The following is a 21,652-nucleotide window of genomic DNA, read 5'->3' as shown; positions in this document are numbered from 1 at the left end:
AACCGGCCCGCACGCCCGCCAAGGGGACCTCATGGCACCAGAACCACCGCTGCTCAGCATGTCCAAAATCACCAAGTCGTTCCCCGGCGTCCGGGCCCTCGACGGCGTCGACCTGGAGGTCCAGGCCGGTGAGGTGCACTGCCTGCTCGGCCAGAACGGGGCGGGCAAGTCCACCCTCATCAAGGTCCTCGCGGGCGCCCACCAGCCCGACGGCGGGATCATCACCTGGCGCGGTGAACCGGTCACCCTGCGCTCGCCCATCGCCGCCATGCGCCTCGGCATCGCCACCATCTACCAGGAACTCGACCTGGTGGAGCACCTGTCCGTGGCCGAGAACGTCCACCTCGGCCACGAGCCGACGACCGCGGGCTTTGTCGTACGACGGCGAAGCGCGCGGGCTTCAACGGCCCAGCTGCTCAAGCGACTCGGGCACGCCGAGATCGATCCGGCGCGCCTGGTCGGCGAGTTGTCGGCGGCCCAGCAGCAGATCGTCTCGATGGCGCGGGCCCTCTCCCACGACGTACGGCTCATCGTGATGGACGAGCCCTCCGCCGCTCTTGATCCGGACGAGGTCGACAACCTCTTCCGCATCGTCGGCGACCTGACCGCCGACGGCGTCGCCGTCGTGTACATCTCCCACCGGCTGGAGGAGATCCGGCGCATCGGCGACCGGGTGACCGTGCTGAAGGACGGCCGGGCCGTGGCCGGTGGGCTGCCCGCCAAGACCACGCCGACGCGTGATGTCGTCGCGATGATGACCGGGCGCAACGTCGAGTACGTGTTCCCGGACCGGCCCGTCTCGGCTCCCGAGGGCACGCCGGTCCTTGAGGTACGGGGGCTCGCGCGGGACGGCGAGTTCGAGCCCCTCGACCTCACCGTGCACCCCGGGGAGATCGTCGGGCTCGCCGGACTGGTCGGCTCGGGGCGCTCCGAGATCCTGGAGGCGATCTACGGCGCGCGGAAGCCGTCGGCCGGCCAAGTGAGCGTCGACGGGCGGCCTTTGCGGACCGGGAGCGTGCGCGCCGCCGTCCGGGCCGGACTGGGGCTCGCCCCCGAGGAACGCAAGGCGCAGGCGCTGCTCATGCTGGAGTCCGTCACCCGCAATGTCTCCGTCTCCTCCATGTCCCGCTTCTCCCGCGCAGGTTGGCTCGACCGGAGCGCGGAGCGGGGCGCTGCCCGGGCGGCCACGCGCGAACTGTCGCTGCGCCCCGACAACCCCTCCGCGCCGGTCCGCACCCTGTCCGGCGGCAACCAGCAGAAGGCCGTCCTCGCCCGCTGGCTTCTGCGCGGCTGCCGGGTACTGCTCCTCGACGAGCCAACCCGCGGTGTCGACGTCGGTGCCCGCGCCGAGCTGTACGCGGTGATCCGCCGGCTCGCCGACGAGGGCCTGGCCGTACTTCTCGTGTCCAGCGAGGTCCCCGAGGTCCTCGGCCTCGCCGACCGCGTCCTGGTGCTCCGCGAAGGGCGTGTCGTGCACACCGCTCCCGCCCGCGAACTCGACGAACACCGCGTACTCGACCTCGTCATGGAAGGAAGTCCGGCGTCATGACGCAGCATGCCTCCCCGCCGCGGGACAACACCGACAAGGTGCCGTCGACCGGTCAACCCTTCGCGTGGCGCGGACTGTTCGCCCACGCCGACGTCCGCACGCTCTCGCTGCTCGGTGTCCTCGCCGCGCTGATCCTGGTCGGCGGAATCACCAAACCGGACGAATTCCTCGACACCCGCAATCTCCAACTCGTCCTCACCCAGGCCTCCGTGATCGGCGTCGTCACGGTCGGCATGACCTTCGTGATCATGTCGGGCGGTATCGACCTGTCCGTCGGCGCGATCGTCGCCCTCGCCTCCGTGTGGGCGACCACCGTCGCCACCCAGGAGTACGGCTTCGGCGGCATCCTCCTCACCGCGGTCCTCGTGGGCCTCGGCTGCGGCCTGGTCAACGGACTGCTCATCGCGTACGGCGGGATGGTCCCGTTCATCGCCACCCTCGCCATGCTCGCCTCGGCGCGCGGTCTCGCCCTGCAGATCACCGACGGCAAGACGCAGATCGTCACCGTCGACAGCGTCCTCGACCTCGGTCTGCGCGACGCGTACGTCCTCGGCGTCCCGCCGCTCGTCATGGTCTTCGCCGTCGTCACCGTCATCGGCTGGCTGGTCCTCAACCGCACCACCTTCGGCCGCCGCACGGTCGCAGTCGGCGGCAACGCGGAGGCCGCCCGGCTCGCCGGCATCGACGTCCGCCGCCAACGCCTCTACCTCTACCTGCTGTCCGGGCTGTGCTGCGGCATCGCCGCCTTCCTGCTGATCATCCTGTCCGGCTCCGGCCAGAACACCAACGGCAACCTCTACGAGCTCGACGCGATCGCCGCCGCGATCATCGGCGGCACGCTGCTCAGCGGCGGCCGGGGCACCATCACCGGGTCCGTCCTCGGCGTGCTGATCTTCACCACGATCACCAACATCTTCGCCCTGAACAACCTGCAGAGCGACGTCCAGCAGATCGCCAAGGGCGCGATCATCGTCGCCGCCGTGCTGGTCCAGCGCCGTACCGCAAGCACGACCTGAGGAAAGGGTTCACCGCCATGCCAGAGCTCACCAGTCGCAGAGGGCTGCTCTTCGGTACCGCCGCCATGGGAGCCGGTGCCCTCCTCGTCGGTTGCACGAGTAACGACTCCGACGACGAACCGGCAGCCAACGACCAGCCCGCCGCCGACGACAAGCCCGGCAAGGCCGTCACCATCGGCTTCGCGGGCCCGCAGGCCGACCACGGCTGGCTCAACGCCATCAACGACAACGCCAAGAGCCGGGCGAAGAAGTACTCGGACGTGACCCTGGAGATCACCGAGGGCTCCAACGACACCGCCCAGCAGATCGGCCAGATCGAGACCCTCATCAACAAGAAGGTCGACGTCCTGGTGATCCTCCCGGCCGACGGCAAGGCCCTCACCCAGGTCGGCCTCAAGGCGATGCGCGCCGGGATACCGGTCATCAACCTCGACCGGATCTTCAACTCCCCGCAGGCGTATCGCTGTTGGATCGGCGGCGACAACTACGGCATGGGCCTCAACGCTGGCCACTACATCGGCGAGAAGCTCAAGGGGAAGTCCGACGCCCGCGTCATCGAGCTGGCCGGTCTCGACAACCTGGAGCTGACCCAGCAGCGCACCAAGGGCTTCGACGACGCCCTGAAGAACTACCCCAACGTCAAGAAGGTGGCCCGGCAGGCCGCCGAGTTCACCGTGGAGTCCGGGCAGGCGAAGATGGCCCAACTCCTCCAGGCCCAGTCGAAGTTCGACGCGCTGTGGAACCACGACGACGACCAGGGCGTGGGCGCGCTCAGGGCCATCGAGCAGGCCGGGCGCGACGACTTCCTGATGGTGGGCGGCGCCGGTGCCCTGTCCGCGTTCCAGGCCATCAAGCAGGACGACGGCGTCCTCAAGGCGACCGTCCTGTACCCGCCGACGATGGCCGCCTCCGCCATCGACCTCGCCCGTGCCCTCGGCCAGAGCAAGGGCGTCGGCGGCCTCGCCGAGTTCGAGATCCCGGCCTCGATCACCCTCTACTCGGCCGTCGTCGACAAGACCAACGTCGACCAGTACATGTCCACCGGCTTCAAGTGAGCCGTCCGCCCGACGCGCCGCGCCGGCACGTCGGGCAGGCCGCACCCCCCACCGCGCCACGACGACGAGGAGGACATTGCGCATGGCACAGCCGCAGCAGTCAGAAGGGGGCGAGAAGCCGCCGCTCCGGGTGGGCATGGTCGGCTACGCCTTCATGGGCGCCGCCCACTCCCAGGGCTGGCGCACCGTGGGGCGCGTCTTCGACCTGCCCAGGCGGCCGGTGCTGGCCGCGATCTGCGGGCGCGACCCGGACGCCGTGCGGGCGGCGGCCGACCGGCACGGCTGGGCGGCGGCCGAGACCGACTGGCGTGCGCTGATCGCCCGGGACGACGTCGACCTCGTCGACATCTGCACGCCCGGCGACAGCCATGCCGAGATCGCCGTCGCCGCGCTGGCCGCGGGCAAGCACGTGCTGTGCGAGAAGCCCCTCGCCAACACGGTCGAGGAAGCCTCGGCGATGGCGCAGGCCGCCGAGGAGGCGCACGGCCGAGGCCAGTTGGCGATGGTCGGCTTCAACTACCGCCGGGTGCCCGCCACCGCCCTCGCCCGGAACATGGTCGCCGAGGGCCGGCTCGGCACCCTGCGACATGTGCGGGTGACGTACCTCCAGGACTGGCTCGTGGACCCGGAGTTCCCGCTCACCTGGCGACTGCGCAAGGAGCTGGCGGGTTCGGGCGCGCTCGGCGACCTGGGCGCCCACATCATCGACCTCGCCCAGTACCTGGCGGGGGAGCGACTGGCCGGGGTGTCCGCCATGACGGAGACCTTCATCCGCGAACGGCCCCTGCCGGCCGGTGCGGTGAAGGGCCTGTCGGCCGTCCCGGCCGGCGGCACCGGCCCGGTCACGGTCGACGACGCCGCCCTGTTCACCGGCCGCTTCACCTCCGGCGCCCTCGCCTCCTTCGAGGCGACCCGCTACGCCACCGGCCGCAAGAACGCCCTGCGCATCGAACTCAACGGCGAGCACGGCTCGTTGGCCTTCGATCTGGAACGCCTCAACGAACTCTCGTACCACGACGGCACCGAGCCCGGCACCCACGCCGGCTTCCGCCGCATCCTCGTGACCGAACCCGACCACCCCTACCTGGACGCCTGGTGGCCGCCCGGCCACGGCCTCGGCTACGAGCACACCTTCGTCCACCAGGCCCGCGACCTCGTCCGCGCCGTCGCCGAGGGTCGCCGCCCCGACCCGTCCTTCGCCGATGGTCTCCAGGTGCAGCGGGTGCTCGCCGCGGTGGAGGAGAGCGCCGAGAAGAACTCCGTCTACACGCCCGTCGCCGTCTGAGGAGGGTCTCCGAGATGCCACGACAGTTCACGCTCTTCACCGGCCAGTGGGCGGACCTCCCCCTGGAGGAGGTCTGCCGCCTCGCCCGCGACTTCGGCTACGACGGCCTCGAACTCGCCTGCTGGGGCGATCACTTCGAGGTCGACAAGGCCCTGGCGGACCCGTCCTACCTGGACTCCCGAAACGCGTTGCTCGACAAGTACGGCCTCAAGTGCTGGGCCATCTCCAACCACCTCGTCGGCCAGGCCGTCTGCGACGCCATCATCGACGAACGCCACCAGGCGATCCTGCCGGACGCGATCTGGGCCGACGGTGACCCCGAAGGCGTACGCCGGAGGGCCGCCGACCGTATCAAGGACACCGCGCGTGCTGCCGCGGCCTTCGGCGTGGACACCGTCATCGGCTTCACCGGATCGTCGATCTGGCACCTGGTCGCGATGTTCCCGCCCGCGCCGGCGGCGATGATCGAGCGTGGCTACGAGGACTTCGCCACCCGCTGGAATCCGATCCTGGACGTGTTCGACGCGGAGGGTGTGCGGTTCGCGCACGAGGTCCATCCCAGCGAGATCGCCTACGACTACTGGACAACCCAGCGCGCGCTGGCAGCCGTTGACCACCGGCCGGCCTTCGGGCTGAACTTCGACCCCTCCCACTTCGTGTGGCAGGACCTGGACCCGGTCGGCTTCCTCTACGACTTCCGCGACCGGATCTACCACGTCGACTGCAAGGAAGCCCGCAAGCGCCTCGACGGCCGCAACGGCCGCCTCGGCTCCCACCTGCCGTGGGGCGACCCGAGGCGCGGTTGGGACTTCGTCTCCGCCGGACACGGGGACGTCCCCTGGGAGGACGTCTTCCGGATGCTGCGCTCCATCGGCTACGACGGCCCGATCTCGGTCGAGTGGGAGGACGCCGGCATGGACCGGCTCCAGGGCGCCCCCGAGGCACTGCGCAGCCTCAAGGCGTACGACTTCGAGCCCCCGTCGACCTCGTTCGACGCGGCGTTCGGCAACTGATCGGGAGCAGCGGTGCTCCTGGGCCGCGTCTCCGGACAGCGCGACGACGGCAAGCGGGTGCTGGTCTTCTCCAAGACGGCCGGCTTCCGGATCAGGGAACTGCCCGCGCATACCTCGCAGGGCCACTGAGCGACGGCGGGCGGGGGACGCCGGACCCCCGCCTGCCGTCTTTTCTCCGCCACCGACAGCCCGCCCCACCTCCCGGCGATCCCTCCGCCACCCCAGAAGGGAGCACTCCGTGACCCACCTCCACACCACCCCGGAGGCAGACACCAGGAACCTCACCCCCCGTTCCGCAAGCACCCCGCAACCCCCCACCCCACCCCCCTGTGCCCCCGCCCATGTCCGTCCCGCAGCCCTCCGCCGCCACCTCGACTCCCGCCTTGCCGGCGCCGCCCGCGCCTGGCTCGACCAGGCTCTCGACGAGGCCGCCGCCCACCCCGGCACCCATGGCCCCATCTCCGTGTGGGAGCTGCGCCTGGCCGAGGCGGGGCGGCGCTGCGGTGCCGAGCACGCCGACGCCGCCCGCGTCCTGATCCTGTGCGCGGCCCGCGCCGACACGCTCGCCCTCACCCGCGTCTACCAGCAGGGCACCGCAGCCGAACGCCGCGCCGTCCTGTACGCCCTGCCCCACCTCGTGCCGGGCCCGGACGCGCTGCCGCTCGTCGAGGACGCACTGCGCACCAACGACACCCGGCTCGTCGCCGCCGCCGTCGGCCCCTACGCCGCCCGGCACCTCGACCCCCACCAGTGGCGGCACGCCGTACTGAAGTGCCTCTTCACCGGCGTGCCGGTCGACGCGGTCGCCGGACTGGGCCACCGCGCCCACGCCGACGCGGAACTCGCCCGCATGCTCGGCGACCACGCCGCCGAACGCACCGCCGCGGGCCGCCCCGTCCCCGAAGACCTGCACCGCGTCCTGACCCTGACCGACCCCACGGCCACCCCACCCGCGCCGGCCACTGCCCCCGGCCCACGCGGAACCGACGGCGAGGAGTCCTGATGCGCATCGTCGACCCCCACATCCACATGACGTCCCGCACCACCGACGACCACGAGGCGATGTACGCCGCCTTCCTCGGCCGGGAGCCCTTCCTGCGCGGAGGCGAGTAGGGCATGCGCTTCCGCCATCCCGACGGCTCCATCGTCCACCTCGCCTACTGCACCAACGTCCACCCCGCCGAGACCCTCGACGGCGTCCTCACCCAGCTCCGCGACCATTGCGAACCCGTCCGCCGTCGCCTCGGCCGCGACCGCCTCGGCATCGGTCTGTGGCTGGCCGCCGACGCCGCCCGCACCCTCGACTCCGACCCGGGCGCCCTGCGAACGCTGCGCGCCGAGCTCGACCGGCGCGGCCTGGAAGTCGTCACCCTCAACGGCTTTCCCTATGAAGGGTTCGGCGCCGCAGAGGTCAAGCACCGCGTCTACAAGCCGGACTGGGCCGATCCCGAACGCCTGGAGCACACCACCGCCCTCGCCCGCGTCCTCACCGGACTCCTCCCCGACGACGTCACCGAGGGCAGCGTCTCCACCCTGCCACTGGCCTGGCGCACCGCACACGACGCCGACCGCGCCGAGAACGCCCTGCGCACCCTCGCCGAACGCCTCGACGCGTTACAGGAGTTGACCGGCCGCTCTGTCCGCGTGGGCCTCGAACCGGAACCCGGCTGCATCGTCGAGACCACGCGAGACGCCCTCGCCCCGCTCACCGCGCTCGCCCACCCCCGCATCGGCATCTGTGTCGACACCTGCCACCTCGCCACCTCCTTCGAAGACCCGTACACCGCCATCGACGCCCTCACCACGGCAGGTGTCACCGTCGTCAAGTCGCAGCTGTCCGCCGCCCTGCACGCCGAGCACCCCCACCTGCCCGAGGTCCGCGCCGCCCTCGCCGCATTCGACGAACCCCGCTTCCTGCACCAGACCCGGACCGCCACCGCCGCAGGCCTGCGCGGCACCGACGACCTCGGCGAGGCACTCGCCGGCGAGTCCCTGCCCGACGGGGCTCCCTGGCGCGCCCACTTCCACGTCCCCCTGCACGCGGCTCCCGCCGCCCCCCTCACCTCCACACTCCCCGTCCTCAAGGCGGCCCTGACCCGGCTGGTCGGCGGCCCGCACCCGCTCACCCGCCATCTGGAGGTCGAGACCTACACCTGGCAGGCGCTTCCGTCCGAGCTGCGCCCCCGCACCAGAACCCAGCTGGTCGACGGCATCGCGGCCGAACTCACCCTCGCCAGAGACCTGCTGACCGACCTGGGCCTGAAGGAACTCCCGTGAGCAGCAGCAGCGACGACGGCAGGGCCGACCTGTCCACAAGTGAAGCACTCACCACTGACAACCCCCTCCGATCCCGAGGAGTCCCCGCATGAGCCGCTTCTCCCAGCCCGACCCCGAACTCACCGACCGCCTCAGCAGACGAGGCATGCTCGGCGTGGCCGCGGGCGCCACCGCCGCCGCTCTGCTGGGCGCCGCCGCCACCCCGGCGACCGCCGCCACCGCGACCGCCGCCACCGCGACCGCCGTCACCGCGGCCGGGCGCGGTCGGCCCGTCCTGCCGCCCGGCCGCCTCGGCATCCAGCTCTACAGCCTGCGCGACAAGGTCTCCACCCTCGGCTTCGCCCCGGTCTTCGCCGAACTCGAGAAGTACGGCTACGACGAGGTCGAGTTCGCCGGCTACACCCAGGGCTCGGCCGGCCCCATCACCCTCGCCCAGCTCAAACGACTGGCCAGGGACCACGGCCTGACCCCGATAGGCAGCCACGTCGGCTACTACGCCGACGACCCCGGCGCCTACACCTTCGCCGACAACCTCACCAAGGTCCTCGACGACGCCCAGGCACTCGGTCTCAAGCACATCGGCACCGCCTCCGGCCCGTTCCGCTACGGCTCGACCGTCGACGCCTGGAAGCGAGCGGCGGAGGACTTCAACACCTACGGCGCGGCGGCCAAGGCGCGCGGCATGAAGTTCTACCAGCACAACCACTCCGAGGAGTTCTCCTTCGCCACCGACAACCCCAAGGTCCGCCTCTACGACGTCCTGCTCGCCGAGACCGACCCCGACCTGGTGTTCCTGGAGATGGACATCTTCTGGGCCTACTCGGGTCAGTTCCGCTTCTCCCGGCGCCCCGACGGCAGCCCGGCCCCCTTTGAGCCGCTGGACTACGTCCTCAGGCAGCCCCACCGCTACCCGCTGTTCCATGTCAAGGACGGCGTCAGCGACCCGGCCGACACCTACGGCTACCGCATGACCGATGTAGGCGACGGCGACATCGACTACCAGCGTTTCATCTCCGCCGTGACCCGGCTGCGCGGTGAACGCCTGGCCCACCACTGGCAGGCCGAACACGACCAACCCACCGAGTCGTTCACGTTCGCCCGCCGGTCCAGCGCCTATCTGCACTCCCTGCGCGAGAAGTGCTGAGCACCGCATGAGGAGGCCCTCCCCGACGTCCGATCCGGGGAGGGCCTCCTCATGCGCGTGCCGCTACGCCACGGCCTCCGGCACCGCGGCCGCAGTCCGGCCCGGCTGCCGCAGCAGCAGGGCGAGCACCGCCGCCAGCATGGAGACGGCGCCGGCGAGGGCGTACGCCCCGTCGTAACCCCAGGCGGCGACCACCATGGAGCCGAGACCGCCGCCGAACAGACCGCTGATCAGCTTGCCGCTGTACACCAGGCCGTAGTTGGTGGCGTTGTAGTTCTCCCCGAAGTAGTCCGGTGTGAGCGCCGCGAAGAGCGGATAGAAGGCGCCGCCGCCGAAGCCGGAGAGGAAGGCGAAGAACAGGAACAGGGACTCGCTCCTGACATCACCCGCCCAGATCACGCCGAACTGGGCCAGGCCCAGGACGACGATCACGAACACCAGGGTCGGCTTACGACCCCACTTGTCGGACAGCCAGCCCACCACACCGCGGCCGATGCCGTTGATGACCGCCATGACACCCATCGAGGAGGCCGCCACCAGCGGGCCGAAGCCCACCTCCTTCGCGTAGTCGACCTGGAAGGAGATCCCGAAGATCGACACCCCCGCGGTCATCACGATGGACACCCACATCAGGGGGAGCATGCCGGTCCTGATGGCCTCCTTGGGCGTGTACTGCTTCGCCGCCGGAGGGTTCTTGGCGAGGCTCGTCGCGTTCTTCCCGGTGCCCGCGTACGTCAGCGGATCGATGTCCGCGGGCCACCAGTTCTTCGGCGGATCCTTGAAGAAGAACGCGGACCCGAAGACCACGATCATGATGTAGCAGCCGATCAGGTCCAGGACCCGGTGGTAGTTCGCGGTGTCGAAGCCGTAGTTGAAGATGAAGATGAACGGCAGTGACCCGTACGCGAAGCCGCCGTTGACGAACCCCGTCTTCGCTCCCCGGCGTTCGGGGAACCACTTGCCGACCATGTTGATGCAGGTCGCGTAGACGAGCCCGGCGCCGATGCCCCCGACGACGCCGAAGCCCAGGATCGCCAGCCAGACGTTGCTCAGATGCGACAGGGCGAGGAACCCTATGAGGCACAGACCCGAGCCGATGTACATGGCCTGACGAGCCGTCAGCAGGCCCTTCTCCCTCAGCCAGCCCGCCGGAAAGGCGATACCGGCCTGGAAGAAGACCCAGACGCTGAGGATCCAGAAGGTGTTGCTCTGCGTCCAGCCATGGGCGTGGGACAGGGTGTCCTCCGCCGAGCCGTACGCGTACTCGAAGACGCTGATGGCCATCATGGCGATCCACGGCAGATACACCATGAGCTTGCGGGAGTGACCGAGGATGTCCCGGTCGGTCTCGCCGACGCGGAAGACCCGGCCGTGCGCGTCGGTCACTTCTCGGTAGGGACGGTGTGCGGCGTCGGGGGAGTCGGTCGAGCTGTTCGTTGCGATGGGATCCGCCGTCATTGCTGGGCAATTCCTCCGTGTCAGGCCATTTCCTCGCCGAGCGGCTGGGGGTTGGGGGCGATACCGCGGCTGGTCCTCGGTGTGCCGGGCGCCTTCAGGAACACGGCGAGCACGGCGGAGCACAGACCGATGGAGCCGGCCAGCACGAACGCGCCCTCGTAGTCCCATGCGTCGACGACGATCGCGCCCATTCCGGAGCCCACCAGACCGGAGATGAGCTTCGAGCTGTAGACCATGCCGTAGTTGGAGGCGTTGTTGTTCTCACCGAAGTAGTCCGCCGTCATGGCCGCGAACAGCGGGAAGATCGCGCCGCCGCCGAAGCCGGAGACCATGGAGCAGAAGAGGAAGAACGGCATGCTGCCCATCTGGCCCGAGACCAGCACGCCGAACTGCGCGCTGCCCAGCACCAGACACACGATGATCAGTGTGTTGCGGCGTCCGTAGCGGTCGGATATCCAGCCGATGACGCCACGGCCGGTGCCGTTGACGATGGCCTTCAGGGACATCGCGGTGGCCACGATCCCACCCGCGAAGCCCATGTCCTTGCCGAACGGCACCTGGAAGGCGATGCCGAAGATATTGATGCCGGCCGTGCACAGCAGGCAGAACCACATCATCCACAGAACGGGCTGACGAGAGGCCTCCTTGGGGGTGTACTGCTTGGGCGACGGCGGGTTCTTCTCCAGCGCCCGGCGGATCTTCGGGTCGTCGGTGACCTTCAGCGGGTCGACGTGCGCGGGCCACCAGTTCTTCGGCGGGTCCTTGAAGAACCAGCCGGCCGACGCCACGACCAGGCACAGTCCGATACCCACACAGGCGAGCACGGTCTGGTAGTTGCTCAGGTCCATGTACGAGGTGAACAGGAACACGAAGGGCACCGAGCCGTAGGCGAAACCGCCGTTGACGAAGCCGGTCTTGCCGCCCTTGCGCTCCGGATACCACTTGCCGACCATGTTGACGCAGGTCGCGTAGACGAGACCGGCGCCGATACCGCTGCACATGCCGAAGCCGAAGTAGGCCACGAGCACGTTCGGCGCGAACGCCAGCGACAGATAGCCGAGCATCGTGCCCACGGCGCCGAGCATCATCGCCGTACGGGCGGGCAGTTTGCCGCTCTCGCGCAACTGCCCGGCGGGGAAGGCCACGGCCGCCTGGAAGAACACCCAGACGCCCATCAGCCAGAAGATGTGCCCGCTGCTCCACAGATGAGCGTCGTGGAGGGTGTCCTCCGCCGACGTGAACGCGTACTCGGCGGAGCTGATGCCCATCATGCCCACCCACGGCAGAAGGACCATCCACCTGCGCCGGCGGCCCATGATGTCGACATCGGACTCTCCGATGCGATACACGCGGCCATTGCGGTCCGTCACCTCCCGATACGGGACGGACGTCGAGTAGTCGATGGTTGTCATCTTGGTCAAGCACTCCTTGCGTCGAAAGATCTGGCCAGCGCCCCCTGTCCAAATGCCTTTCGTGCGCACACGGTCCCGGGGCCTCGCCGACGCGCACCGTCGGTCGGCCCCTCGCTCACTCACGTCACGTCAGATCACCCCGCTTGTCTTCAGGAGCCGCAGTTCCTCGTCACCCAGCCCGAGTTCACCGATGTAGATCTCCTCGTTGTGTTGGCCGAGGAGGGGTGAGGGGGTGATGTGGGTGGGTGAGTCGGAGAGTTTGAGGGGGTTGCCCACGGTGGTGTAGGCGCCGCGTTCGGGATGCTCGACGGTCACGATCATGTCGTTCGCGGCGAGTGAGGCGTCCTCGATGATCTCCCTGGTCGACAGGATCGGCCCGCAGGGAATGTTGTGCGCGTTCAACAGCTCCAGCACCTGCCACTTGGGCAGGGTGATCGTCCACTCCTCGATCAGCTGGAACATCTTCGCCAGCTTCGGCAACCGCGCCTGAGGGGTGGCCCATTCGGGATCCCCGGCCAGCTCGGGACGGCCGATCAACTCACTGAGCGGCTGCCAGCCGACCGGCTGGACGATGACGTACACGTAGTCGTTGGGCCCGCCCGGAGCACACCGCACCGCCCAGCCCGGCTGACCACCGCCCGAGGCATTGCCCGAACGCGGGACCTCGTCCCCGAAATCATCGTTCGGGTACTCGGGCAGCGGACCATGCGCGAGGCGCTGCTGGTCACGCAGCTTGACCCGGCACAGGTTCAACACCGCATGCTGCATCGCCACGTTCACCCGCTGGCCCCGCCCGGTGTGCTCCCGCTGCAACAGCGCCGCGAGAATCCCGGCGACCGCGTGGACACCGGTACCGGAGTCACCGATCTGCGCACCCGTCGCCATCGGCGGCCCGTCCGCGACCCCGGTCGTCGCCATCGACCCGCCCATCGCCTGCGCCACCACCTCATACGCCTTGAAACCGGTGTACGGGCCCTCCCCGAAACCCTTGATCGAGGCATACACGATCCGTGAGTTGATCTCCCTGATCCGCTCCCACGTGAACCCCATCCGGTCCACCGCCCCCGGCCCGAAGTTCTCCACCAGTACGTCGGAGCGCCGGATCAGCTCGGTCAGGATCTCCTTGCCGCGTTCGGTTTTGGTGTTGAGCGTGAGGCTGCGCTTGTTGCAGTTGAGCATGGTGAAGTACAAGGAGTCGACATCCGGGAGGTCGCGGAGTTGGCGACGGGTGATGTCGCCGCCGGGTGCCTCGACCTTCACCACGTCCGCCCCCAGCCACGCCAGCAACTGCGTCGCCGACGGACCCGACTGCACATGCGTCATGTCCAGGACGCGGACACCCTCAAGAGCCATCGCTGTCACGGTCACCTCGCTTGGCACATTGCATACAGTCGACGAATACTGTATGAAGATTGTTATCCCGCATCCGATGGGTGATGTCCAGGGGTCGTGCACCACTTTTAAGACGGGAGCCGAATCATGGACCTTTACGAGCACCAGGCCCGGAGGCTCTTCCAGGAACACGGCATCCCGGTGCCGCGCGCGGAGGTCACCGACTCGCCGGCGGAAGCACGCGAGATCGCCCGCAGGCTCGGTGGCCGCGCAGTCGTCAAGGCGCAGGTGAAGACGGGGGGTCGGGGTAAAGCGGGCGGTGTGCGGCTCGCCGCCGACCCGCCCGCAGCGGAACTCACGGCACGTCAGATCCTCGGCATGGACATCAAGGGGCACACGGTCGGCGAGGTCATGCTGGCCCAACCCGTGGACATCGAGGACGAGTTCTACGTCTCGTACGTCCTCGACCGCGCGGCGGGCCGGTTTCTCGCCATCGCCTCCGCCGAGGGCGGCATGGACATCGAGGAGGTCGCCGCACGTCGGCCCGAGGCGGTCGCGCGCATCCACATCGACCCGTTCGAGGGCGTCACCTCCGCGAAGGCGGGGGAGATCGCCGACACCGCCGGTCTGCCGGCGCAGACCGTCGACGTCCTCGTACGGCTGTGGCAGGTGCTGGTCCGCGAGGACGCGGTCCTCGTCGAGGTCAACCCGCTCGTGCGGACCCGGCAGGGGCAGATCCTCGCCCTCGACGGCAAGGTGACGCTGGACGACAACGCTCGCTTCCGGCAGGCCCGTTGGGGCGACGAGAGCGTCGCGCACGATGATCCACTGGAGGCGGCGGCCGCCGCGAAGGGCCTCAACTACGTCAAGCTGGACGGCGAGGTCGGCGTCATCGGCAACGGGGCCGGGCTGGTCATGTCGACGCTCGACGTGGTCGCCGGCTGCGGCGCCCGCCCCGCCAACTTCCTCGACATCGGCGGCGGCGCCTCGGCCCGGATCATGGCCGACGGGCTGTCCGTCATCCTCTCCGACCCCGCCGTGAAGTCGGTGTTCGTCAACGTCTTCGGCGGGATCACGGCCTGCGACGCGGTCGCCGACGGCATCGTGCAGGCCCTGGAAGCAGTCGAGTTGACCAAGCCACTCGTGGTGCGGCTCGACGGCAACAACGCCGTCCGGGGCCGCGCCATCCTCGACGGCCGTGCCCACCCCCTGGTCCAGCAGGCCACCACCATGGACGGTGCCGCCCGCCGCGCCGCCCAACTCGCCAACACCAGCTGAAGGAGCGGCGCATGGCCGTCTTTCTCACCAAGGAGTCCAAGGTCCTCGTCCAGGGCATGACGGGCGGCGAGGGCATGAAACACACCCGGCGCATGCTCGCGGCCGGCACGGACATCGTCGGCGGCGTCAACCCGCGCAAGGCCGGGCAGAGCGTCGACTTCGACGAACGGGCCGTCCCTGTCTTCGGGTCGGTCGCCGAGGGCATCCGGGCGACCGGCGCCGACGTCACCGTCGTCTTCGTACCGCCCGCCTTCGCGAAATCGGCCGTCGTCGAGGCCGCCGACGCCGGCATCGGGCTGGCCGTCGTCATCACCGAGGGCATCCCCGTCCACGACTCCGTCGCCTTCACCTCGTACGCGAAGGAGAAGGGCACCCGGATCATCGGTCCCAACTGTCCCGGCCTGATCACCCCGGGCCAGTCCAACGCGGGCATCATCCCCGCGGACATCACCAGGTCAGGACGCGTCGGCCTGGTGTCCAGGTCGGGCACGCTCACCTACCAACTCATGTACGAGCTGCGCGACATCGGCTTCTCCACCTGTGTCGGCATCGGCGGCGACCCCGTCGTCGGCACCACCCACATCGACTGCCTGGCCGCCTTCCAGGACGACCCCGACACCGAACTCGTGGTGCTCATCGGGGAGATCGGCGGAGACGCCGAGGAGCGCGCCGCGGCCTACATCCGCGACCACGTCACCAAGCCGGTCGTCGGCTACATCGCCGGTTTCACCGCGCCCGAGGGCAAGACCATGGGCCACGCGGGCGCCATCGTGTCCGGCTCTTCCGGCACGGCGCAGGCGAAGAAGGCGGCCCTGGAGGCGGTCGGCGTCCAGGTCGGAGACACCCCGACCGAGACGGCCCGTCTGGTGCTCACCCGGCTCGCGACGAGCCACTGACACTCAATCCTCGTACATCTCGCCCCCCGCCCCCGACTGTGCACCGAGAGCGGAGACATCGCATGACATCCACCCTCAACTCCACCCCCCTCGTGGTGAAGTCCGGTACGACCTGGGACGACGCCTGGCAGCGCTGCCTCGCCGTCGCCCCCGAGGCGTTCCGTGACGACCGCGTCCTCAACCTCTGGAACTCCGCCTGGCAGGCGGACGGCCGGGCGCTGCCCGCCACCAGCCCCGTCGACGGCAGCCCCATCGCAGGGCCGCCCCGCCTCGACCGGGACGCCGCCCACCAGGCCGTCCGCGCCTCCCTCGACCAGCACCGGGCCTGGCGGCACATCCCGCTCGCCGAGCGCCGGGCCCGTGTCGCGGCCACCCTCGACGCCCTCACCCAGCACCGCGAGCTCCTCGCCCTCCTCCTCGTCTGGGAGATCGGCAAGCCCTGGCGGCTCGCCCAGGCCGACGTCGACCGGGCCATCGACGGGGTGCGCTGGTACGTCGACGGCATCGAGCCGATGGTCGAGGGCCGGGCCCCGCTGGACGGCCCGGTGTCCAACATCGCGAGCTGGAACTACCCGATGAGCGTGCTCGTTCACGCATTGCTGGTCCAGGCACTGGCGGGCAACGCGGTCATCGCCAAGACCCCGACCGACGGCGGCGTCGCCTGTCTCACCCTGGCCTGCGCCCTCGCCGCCCGCGAGGGGATCCCCGTCACCCTCGTCAGCGGCAGCGGCGGCGAGCTGTCGGAGGCGCTGGTGAAGGCGCCCGAGATCGGCTGCGTCTCCTTCGTCGGCGGCCGCGACACCGGCGCCGCCGTGGCCACGGCCGTCGCCGACCTCGGCAAGCGGCACATCCTCGAACAGGAAGGACTCAACACCTGGGGCATCTGGAACTACTCGGACTGGGACACGCTCACGACCGTCATCCCCAAGCTCTTCGACTACGGCAAGCAGCGCTGCACCGCGTACCCGCGCTTCGTCGTCCAGCGCGAGCTGTTCGACGAGTTCCTCGCGGCGTACCTCCCGGCCGTGCGCTCGCTGAGCGTCGGGCACCCGCTGGCCGTGGCCCGGGCCGACGATCCCTACCCGGCCCTGGACTTCGGCCCGGTCATCAACGCGGCCAAGGCCAAGGAACTGCACGACCAGATCGCCGAGGCCATCAACCGGGGCGCCGTCCCGCTGCACCGCGGCGCGCCCGATGAGGCCCGCTTCCTGCCCGGCCAGGACACCTCGGCCTACGTCCAGCCCGTCACCCTGCTCAACCCGCCCCCGTCCTCCCCGCTGCACCACGCGGAACCGTTCGGGCCGGTCGACACCATCGTCCTCGTCGACACGGAGGCCGAGCTGCTGGCCGCCATGAACGCCTCCAACGGCGCCCTGGTCGCCACCCTGTCCACGGACGACCAGTCGACCTTCGACCGGCTCGCACCCCAGATCCGCGCCTTCAAGGTCGGCCACGGCAAGCCGCGGTCCCGCGGCGACCGCGACGAACTGTTCGGCGGCTTCGGCGCGTCCTGGCGCGGCGCGTTCGTCGGCGGTGAGCTGCTGGTGCGCGCGGTGACCCAGGGCCCCGCGGACGAACGCCTCCCCGGGAACTTCCCGGAGTACCAGCTGATGCCGTGAGGCACACCCCGGGCGGCGCCCCGCGAGGGCGCCGCCCGGGCAGCGACGAACACGACTCTCTGCCGGTATGCAATATGCACAACGAATAGGGATGGGGTGGCGAGATGACGATGGCTCTTGAGGGTGTCCGCGTCCTGGACATGACGCATGTGCAGTCGGGTCCGTCGGCGACGCAGTTGCTGGCGTGGCTGGGGGCGGACGTGGTGAAGGTGGAGGCACCCGGCGGGGACGTCACGCGTGGGCAGTTGCGGGACGTCCCAGATGTGGATTCGCTGTACTTCACGATGCTGAACTGCAACAAGCGCAGCATCACGCTCAACACGAAGACGGAGCGGGGCAAGGAGATCCTGACCGAGCTGATCCGGCGCTCCGACGTACTGGTGGAGAACTTCGGGCCGGGGGCGGTGGACCGGATGGGGTTCACGTGGGAGCGGATCAGGGAGATCAACTCACGGATCGTGTATGCCTCGATCAAGGGTTTCGGGGAGGGCCCGTACACCGGTTTCAAGGCGTATGAGGTGGTGGCGCAGGCGATGGGCGGGTCGATGGCGACGACCGGGGTCGCGGACGGGCCGCCGATGGCGACGGGTGCGCAGATCGGTGACTCCGGTACCGGTGTCCACGCGGTCGCCGGGATTCTCGCGGCGCTGTTGCAGCGGGAGCACACCGGGCGGGGCCAGCGGGTGAACGTGGCGATGCAGCATGCGGTGTTGAACCTGTGCCGGGTCAAGCTGCGTGACCAGCAGCGCCTCGCGCACGGCCCGCTGCCCGAGTACCCGAACGATGATTTCGGGGACGAGGTCCCGCGTTCCGGGAACGCCTCGGGAGGTGGTCAGCCGGGCTGGGCGGTGCGGTGTGCTCCGGGCGGGCCCAACGACTATGTGTACGTCATCGTCCAGCCGGTCGGCTGGCAGCCGCTCAGTGAGTTGATCGGCCGTCCTGAGCTGGCCGGGGATCCCGAATGGGCGACCCCTCAGGCGCGGTTGCCGAAGCTGGCGAAGATGTTCCAGCTGATCGAGGAGTGGACGATCACCCTGCCCAAGTGGCAGGTGCTGGAGCTGTTGAACGCGCACAACATTCCCTGCGGGCCGATCCTGTCGACCAGGGAGATCATCGAGGACGCCTCACTCGCCGCGAACGACATGATCGTGACCGTCGAGCATCCCGAACGCGGCGCCTACACCACCGTGGGCAACCCCCTCAAACTCTCCGACTCACCCACCCACATCACCCCCTCACCCCTCCTCGGCCAACACAACGAGGAGATCTACATCGGTGAACTCGGCCTGACCCTGGGCGAGTTGCCGCTGCTCAAGACGCAGGGGGTGATCTGATGTCGGTCACCGACCAGCTCGTGAAGTCCAACCGGGACTATGCGACCGGGTTCGCCGACCCGGGTATGGACGCCCGGCCGGTACTGGGTGTGGCGGTCGTGGCGTGCATGGACGCCCGTCTCGATCTGCACGCAGCGCTGGGTCTGGAGCTCGGCGACTGCCACACCATCCGCAACGCGGGCGGGGTGGTGACCGACGACGTGATCCGGTCCCTGGCCATCAGTCAGCGCAAGCTGGGCACCCGTAGCGTCGTCCTGATCCACCACACCGGCTGCGGTCTGGAGGCGATCACCGAGGACTTCCGCACCGAGCTGGAGATGGAGGTCGGCCAGCGCCCGGCCTGGGCCGTGGAGTCCTTCCGGGACGTCGACCAGGACGTACGGCAGTCCATGCAGCGGGTGCGCACCAACCCGTTCCTGCTGCACACCGACGACGTGCGCGGCTTCGTCTTCGACGTGAAGACGGGTCGGCTACATGAGGTCGACCCGCCGCGCTGACCCCGTCACCGCGGCGATCTGCTCGCAGTAGAAGTCCGTCGTGTTCCGGGTGTGCCGGCGCATCAGTTCCTCGGCCAGGTCGGGGTCGCCGTCGGCGATGGCCTGGATGATCAGGGCGTGCTCGTTCCAGGCGTCCTGGCCGCGGGGCTTGGCGATCGGCATGTAGTACCAGCGGACGCGGCGATCGACCTGCGGGATGAGCTCGGCGAGGACCGCGTTGCGGGACAGGAGCGTGATGTGTCCGTGGAGGTCGGCGTTGGCCTCCACGATCGCGCGGGCGTCCCCGGCCGCGAGGGCGGTGAGGCCGGCCTGCTGGAGCTCCCACAGCCGGGTGACGTCGCGCGCGGTGGCGTGCCGGGCGGCGTCCCGCGCCGAGCGGGTCTCCAACAGGGCTCGGACACTGAGGAGTTGGGCGCACTCCTCGGTCGTGGGGGAGTGCACGAAGGCCCCCTGTGAGGGGCGCAGGTCCACCCAGCCGGCGGTGTGGAGTCGTTGCAGCGCCTCGCGGATCGGCTGGCGGCTGACGCCGAGTTCCTCGGCGAGCTCGGCCTCGACGAGGTGCTGGCCGGGCTTGAGGGAGCCGTTGATGATCAGCTCGGTGAGGGCGTCGTAGACGGCCTGGCGGAGCGGTGCGGGTCGCGCGATGGGGCCGCGGGCTGTCACGGCGGGTGTGTCGGGCATGGGCCCTCTCTCCCTCGTGGAAGTGACAAGGAATTTCCCGTCCCGACCTCTGGTGCCGGGATACGGATGCAGAATACTGTATGCAATCATCGATCGACAGTAGTCCAACAGTGGTCCAACAGCCACCCCGAGGGGGTCGCCCCGTGTCGTACCGCACCGCTCTCTCAGAAGTCCTGACCAGCGTTGTCGCCCCGGCCGCCGAACTGGCCGCCGTGCGGGGCCGGTTCCCCCGTGCCGCGGTGACGGCTCTCGGGCGGGCCCGGCTGCTGGGGCTCACCGTCTCCACGTCGTACGGCGGCGGGGGACAGGGGCTGCCGGAGGCCGCCGAGGTGGTGGCCCGTACCGCGCGCGTCTGCCCGGCTGTGGCGGCTGTGCTCGGGTCCCACTACGCGGCGGTCGCCGTGATCGAGGCGTACGGCGGCTCGTGGGTGCGTACGGAGATCGCGGCCGGCCGCCATCTGAGCAGCCTCGCCCTCGCGGAGACGGAGGCGCAGGGGGCGGCACAGGGGGAGGCGCAGGGGGAGGGCGACCTGCTCGCGCCGCACTCCAGTGCCGTCCGGTCCGGTGACGTCGTCGCGCTGCGGGGCCGTAAGCACCGGGTGGTGGCGGCCGGGGAGGCCGACAGCTATGTGTGGTCCTCGCGTCCGCTCGCCACGTCTGACGGTCTCACGCTGTGGGGTGTTCCGGCGCACGCCCCTGACCTGTTCGTGCCGGCCAGGCCCCAAGGTGCGGGGCCGTACGGCAGTGGGACGTCCACGGTGTGCGCCGACCCGGTCCTCGTCCCCGCCGACGCGATGCTCGGCGCGGACGGCTCCGGGCTCGACATCGTGCGGGGTACGGCCCTGCCGTGGCTGCGCGAGCTACGGGCCGCGTGGAGTACGGGAGGTGAGGCTTCGCGGGGCGTCGGCGTCACGGCTCCCCGGGCCGCCTCCTTGGCCTCGTCCTGAACTCGCTCAGAAAGGCGGCGAGTTGTGTCAGCCCCGGTCCGCCTTGGCGGCGAACTGCTTGCGGTAGAAGTCGGCCGTGCGCTCGGCGTGCTTGCGCATCACCTCGCCCGCCCGGTCCGCGTCCCCCTTGGCGACGGCCTTGATGAGCTGGCTGTGCTCGTTCCAGGCCTCCTTGCCGCGGGGCTTGGCGATGGGGGTGTAGTACCAGCGCACCTTCTGGCCCACCTGACCGAGCATTTCGGCGAGCACGTCGTTGGCGGCCATGGAGGTGATGAAGGAGTGCAGGGCCGTGTTGGCGGCGACCAGCCGCTCGACGTCACCCTCGGCGAGCGCGTCGACGCCCTCCTGGTGGAGCTCCCAGAGGCGCTCGACGTCCTCGGGCTTGGCGTTCCGGGCGGCGAGTTGCGCCGAGTAGGTCTCCAGGACCGCGCGGACGCCAAGGAGTTGGGCCGCCTCCTCCTCGGTGGGGGAGTGCACGAAGGCACCCTGGGCGGGCCGCAGGTCGACCCAGCCGTCGGTCTGGAGCCGCTGGAGGGCCTCGCGCACCGGCTGGCGGCTGACCCCGAGATGCTCGGCGAGCTCGGCCTCGACCAGGTGCTGGCCGGGCTTGAGGGAGCCGTTGACGATCAGCTCGGTCAGGGCCTCGTACACGGCCTGGCGCAGTGGTGCCGGGCGGGTGACGCGCCGGGTCGCCGCAGCCGTGAGTGCCTCGCGCATGGTCGTCCTGTTCTACCGTCGAAAGGAGCGGCCGCCGGAGTTGGCGACGGCAGGTGCAGGATACAGGTTTTGGTATGCAACATGGCGTGGCCTGTAGACCATCGATCGGTCGCCTGCCGCGAGCCGCAGTTTCCTCCAACTG

General features: G+C 69.9%; 19 protein-coding genes. 14 read left to right on the top strand and 5 right to left on the bottom strand.

What is annotated here, in order from left to right; genetic code table 11:
• Positions 1-31: 31 nt before the first annotated feature.
• The 8 genes from OG885_RS08090 (at position 32) to OG885_RS08055 (ending at position 9,339) form a co-directional block, all read left to right on the top strand.
• Positions 32-1,549 (top strand): sugar ABC transporter ATP-binding protein, encoded by a 1,518-nt coding sequence (locus tag OG885_RS08090; RefSeq protein WP_405728241.1) that lies wholly within the window; start codon positions 32-34, stop codon positions 1,547-1,549.
• Positions 1,546-2,565 carry an ABC transporter permease gene (locus tag OG885_RS08085; protein WP_405728238.1) on the top strand — a complete coding sequence of 340 codons (1,020 nt, stop codon included), beginning with the start codon at positions 1,546-1,548 and terminating at the stop codon, positions 2,563-2,565. The genes OG885_RS08090 and OG885_RS08085 overlap by 4 nt, the downstream gene beginning before the upstream one ends.
• A gap of 17 nt (positions 2,566-2,582) precedes the next feature.
• Positions 2,583-3,620, top strand: a complete 1,038-nt coding sequence (locus OG885_RS08080) for a substrate-binding domain-containing protein (RefSeq protein ID WP_405728235.1) — start codon at positions 2,583-2,585, stop codon at positions 3,618-3,620.
• A gap of 82 nt (positions 3,621-3,702) precedes the next feature.
• Positions 3,703-4,905, top strand: a complete 1,203-nt coding sequence (locus tag OG885_RS08075; protein ID WP_405728232.1) for a Gfo/Idh/MocA family protein — start codon at positions 3,703-3,705, stop codon at positions 4,903-4,905.
• Between the two features lie 14 nt (positions 4,906-4,919).
• Positions 4,920-5,918, top strand: coding sequence for a sugar phosphate isomerase/epimerase family protein (locus OG885_RS08070; protein WP_405728229.1), 999 nt, complete (start codon positions 4,920-4,922; stop codon positions 5,916-5,918).
• A 238-nt stretch (positions 5,919-6,156) separates the two neighbouring features.
• Positions 6,157-6,921, top strand: coding sequence for an EboA domain-containing protein (locus tag OG885_RS08065; protein ID WP_405728226.1), 765 nt, complete (start codon positions 6,157-6,159; stop codon positions 6,919-6,921).
• 113 nt (positions 6,922-7,034) lie between these two features.
• A complete protein-coding gene (eboE, locus tag OG885_RS08060) occupies positions 7,035-8,195 on the top strand; it encodes a metabolite traffic protein EboE (protein WP_405728223.1) in 1,161 nt (386 codons plus the stop codon).
• Between the two features lie 88 nt (positions 8,196-8,283).
• Positions 8,284-9,339 (top strand): sugar phosphate isomerase/epimerase family protein, encoded by a 1,056-nt coding sequence (locus OG885_RS08055; protein ID WP_405728220.1) that lies wholly within the window; start codon positions 8,284-8,286, stop codon positions 9,337-9,339.
• 63 nt (positions 9,340-9,402) lie between these two features.
• Here the strand turns inward: OG885_RS08055 and OG885_RS08050 are convergent, their stop codons facing one another.
• From OG885_RS08050 to frc (OG885_RS08040), 3 genes are all read right to left on the bottom strand, one after another.
• Entirely contained in the window at positions 9,403-10,797 is a 1,395-nt protein-coding gene (locus OG885_RS08050; protein WP_405728216.1) for an OFA family MFS transporter, read from the bottom strand.
• A 20-nt stretch (positions 10,798-10,817) separates the two neighbouring features.
• Positions 10,818-12,209 carry an OFA family MFS transporter gene (locus OG885_RS08045; RefSeq protein WP_405742643.1) on the bottom strand — a complete coding sequence of 464 codons (1,392 nt, stop codon included), beginning with the start codon at positions 12,207-12,209 and terminating at the stop codon, positions 10,818-10,820.
• Positions 12,210-12,338: 129 nt separating this feature from the next.
• Positions 12,339-13,571, bottom strand: coding sequence for a formyl-CoA transferase (gene frc, locus OG885_RS08040; RefSeq protein ID WP_405742641.1), 1,233 nt, complete (start codon positions 13,569-13,571; stop codon positions 12,339-12,341).
• 117 nt (positions 13,572-13,688) lie between these two features.
• Here frc (OG885_RS08040) and sucC point away from each other — a divergent pair, with 117 nt between their 5' ends.
• The 5 genes from sucC to OG885_RS08015 all read left to right on the top strand — a co-directional run bounded on the left by sucC (position 13,689) and on the right by OG885_RS08015 (position 19,165).
• The gene (sucC, locus tag OG885_RS08035; RefSeq protein ID WP_405728213.1) at positions 13,689-14,819 is read left to right on the top strand and encodes an ADP-forming succinate--CoA ligase subunit beta; all 1,131 of its coding nucleotides are present in this window, start codon (positions 13,689-13,691) and stop codon (positions 14,817-14,819) included.
• A gap of 11 nt (positions 14,820-14,830) precedes the next feature.
• On the top strand, positions 14,831-15,715 hold the full coding sequence (sucD, locus tag OG885_RS08030; protein WP_405728211.1) for a succinate--CoA ligase subunit alpha: 885 nt from the start codon (positions 14,831-14,833) through the stop codon (positions 15,713-15,715).
• A gap of 62 nt (positions 15,716-15,777) precedes the next feature.
• Complete coding sequence (locus tag OG885_RS08025) at positions 15,778-17,334, top strand: aldehyde dehydrogenase family protein (RefSeq protein ID WP_405728208.1); 1,557 nt, start codon at positions 15,778-15,780, stop codon at positions 17,332-17,334.
• A 104-nt stretch (positions 17,335-17,438) separates the two neighbouring features.
• Positions 17,439-18,668: a formyl-CoA transferase gene (frc, locus tag OG885_RS08020; protein ID WP_405728205.1), complete on the top strand. Its 1,230-nt coding sequence runs from the start codon at positions 17,439-17,441 to the stop codon at positions 18,666-18,668.
• Complete coding sequence (locus OG885_RS08015) at positions 18,668-19,165, top strand: beta-class carbonic anhydrase (protein ID WP_405728202.1); 498 nt, start codon at positions 18,668-18,670, stop codon at positions 19,163-19,165. Before frc (OG885_RS08020) ends, OG885_RS08015 begins: the two co-directional genes overlap by 1 nt.
• Here OG885_RS08015 and OG885_RS08010 read toward each other — a convergent pair.
• A complete protein-coding gene (locus OG885_RS08010) occupies positions 19,139-19,846 on the bottom strand; it encodes a GntR family transcriptional regulator (RefSeq protein ID WP_405728199.1) in 708 nt (235 codons plus the stop codon). The two genes, OG885_RS08015 and OG885_RS08010, sit on opposite strands and share 27 nt — an antisense overlap.
• A gap of 143 nt (positions 19,847-19,989) precedes the next feature.
• Here OG885_RS08010 and OG885_RS08005 point away from each other — a divergent pair, with 143 nt between their 5' ends.
• Entirely contained in the window at positions 19,990-20,793 is an 804-nt protein-coding gene (locus OG885_RS08005) for an acyl-CoA dehydrogenase family protein (RefSeq protein ID WP_405728196.1), read from the top strand.
• A gap of 27 nt (positions 20,794-20,820) precedes the next feature.
• On the opposite strand, the gene OG885_RS08000 is transcribed toward OG885_RS08005, so the two are convergent.
• Positions 20,821-21,510 carry a GntR family transcriptional regulator gene (locus OG885_RS08000; protein ID WP_405728193.1) on the bottom strand — a complete coding sequence of 230 codons (690 nt, stop codon included), beginning with the start codon at positions 21,508-21,510 and terminating at the stop codon, positions 20,821-20,823.
• Positions 21,511-21,652: the final 142 nt, after the last annotated feature.

The sequence above is a fragment of the Streptomyces sp. NBC_00028 genome (assembly GCF_045041065.1).
GTDB lineage: Bacteria > Actinomycetota > Actinomycetes > Streptomycetales > Streptomycetaceae > Streptomyces.
The sequence above is the reverse complement of the archived record's forward strand: the minus strand, read 5'-3'. Positions and strand labels throughout refer to the sequence as shown.

Excerpts from the sequence above, each read along its gene's own strand:
- OG885_RS08090 (WP_405728241.1), top strand. The coding sequence starts at position 32 with ATGGCACCAGAACCACCGCTGCTCAGCATGTCCAAAATCACCAAGTCG.
- OG885_RS08085 (WP_405728238.1), top strand. The coding sequence starts at position 1,546 with ATGACGCAGCATGCCTCCCCGCCGCGGGACAACACCGACAAGGTGCCG.
- OG885_RS08080 (WP_405728235.1), top strand. The coding sequence starts at position 2,583 with ATGCCAGAGCTCACCAGTCGCAGAGGGCTGCTCTTCGGTACCGCCGCC.
- OG885_RS08075 (WP_405728232.1), top strand. The coding sequence starts at position 3,703 with ATGGCACAGCCGCAGCAGTCAGAAGGGGGCGAGAAGCCGCCGCTCCGG.
- OG885_RS08070 (WP_405728229.1), top strand. The coding sequence starts at position 4,920 with ATGCCACGACAGTTCACGCTCTTCACCGGCCAGTGGGCGGACCTCCCC.
- eboE (WP_405728223.1), top strand. The coding sequence starts at position 7,035 with ATGCGCTTCCGCCATCCCGACGGCTCCATCGTCCACCTCGCCTACTGC.
- OG885_RS08055 (WP_405728220.1), top strand. The coding sequence starts at position 8,284 with ATGAGCCGCTTCTCCCAGCCCGACCCCGAACTCACCGACCGCCTCAGC.
- OG885_RS08050 (WP_405728216.1), bottom strand. The coding sequence starts at position 10,797 with ATGACGGCGGATCCCATCGCAACGAACAGCTCGACCGACTCCCCCGAC.
- OG885_RS08045 (WP_405742643.1), bottom strand. The coding sequence starts at position 12,209 with ATGACAACCATCGACTACTCGACGTCCGTCCCGTATCGGGAGGTGACG.
- sucC (WP_405728213.1), top strand. The coding sequence starts at position 13,689 with ATGGACCTTTACGAGCACCAGGCCCGGAGGCTCTTCCAGGAACACGGC.
- sucD (WP_405728211.1), top strand. The coding sequence starts at position 14,831 with ATGGCCGTCTTTCTCACCAAGGAGTCCAAGGTCCTCGTCCAGGGCATG.
- OG885_RS08025 (WP_405728208.1), top strand. The coding sequence starts at position 15,778 with ATGACATCCACCCTCAACTCCACCCCCCTCGTGGTGAAGTCCGGTACG.
- frc (WP_405728205.1), top strand. The coding sequence starts at position 17,439 with ATGACGATGGCTCTTGAGGGTGTCCGCGTCCTGGACATGACGCATGTG.
- OG885_RS08015 (WP_405728202.1), top strand. The coding sequence starts at position 18,668 with ATGTCGGTCACCGACCAGCTCGTGAAGTCCAACCGGGACTATGCGACC.
- OG885_RS08010 (WP_405728199.1), bottom strand. The coding sequence starts at position 19,846 with ATGCCCGACACACCCGCCGTGACAGCCCGCGGCCCCATCGCGCGACCC.
- OG885_RS08000 (WP_405728193.1), bottom strand. The coding sequence starts at position 21,510 with ATGCGCGAGGCACTCACGGCTGCGGCGACCCGGCGCGTCACCCGCCCG.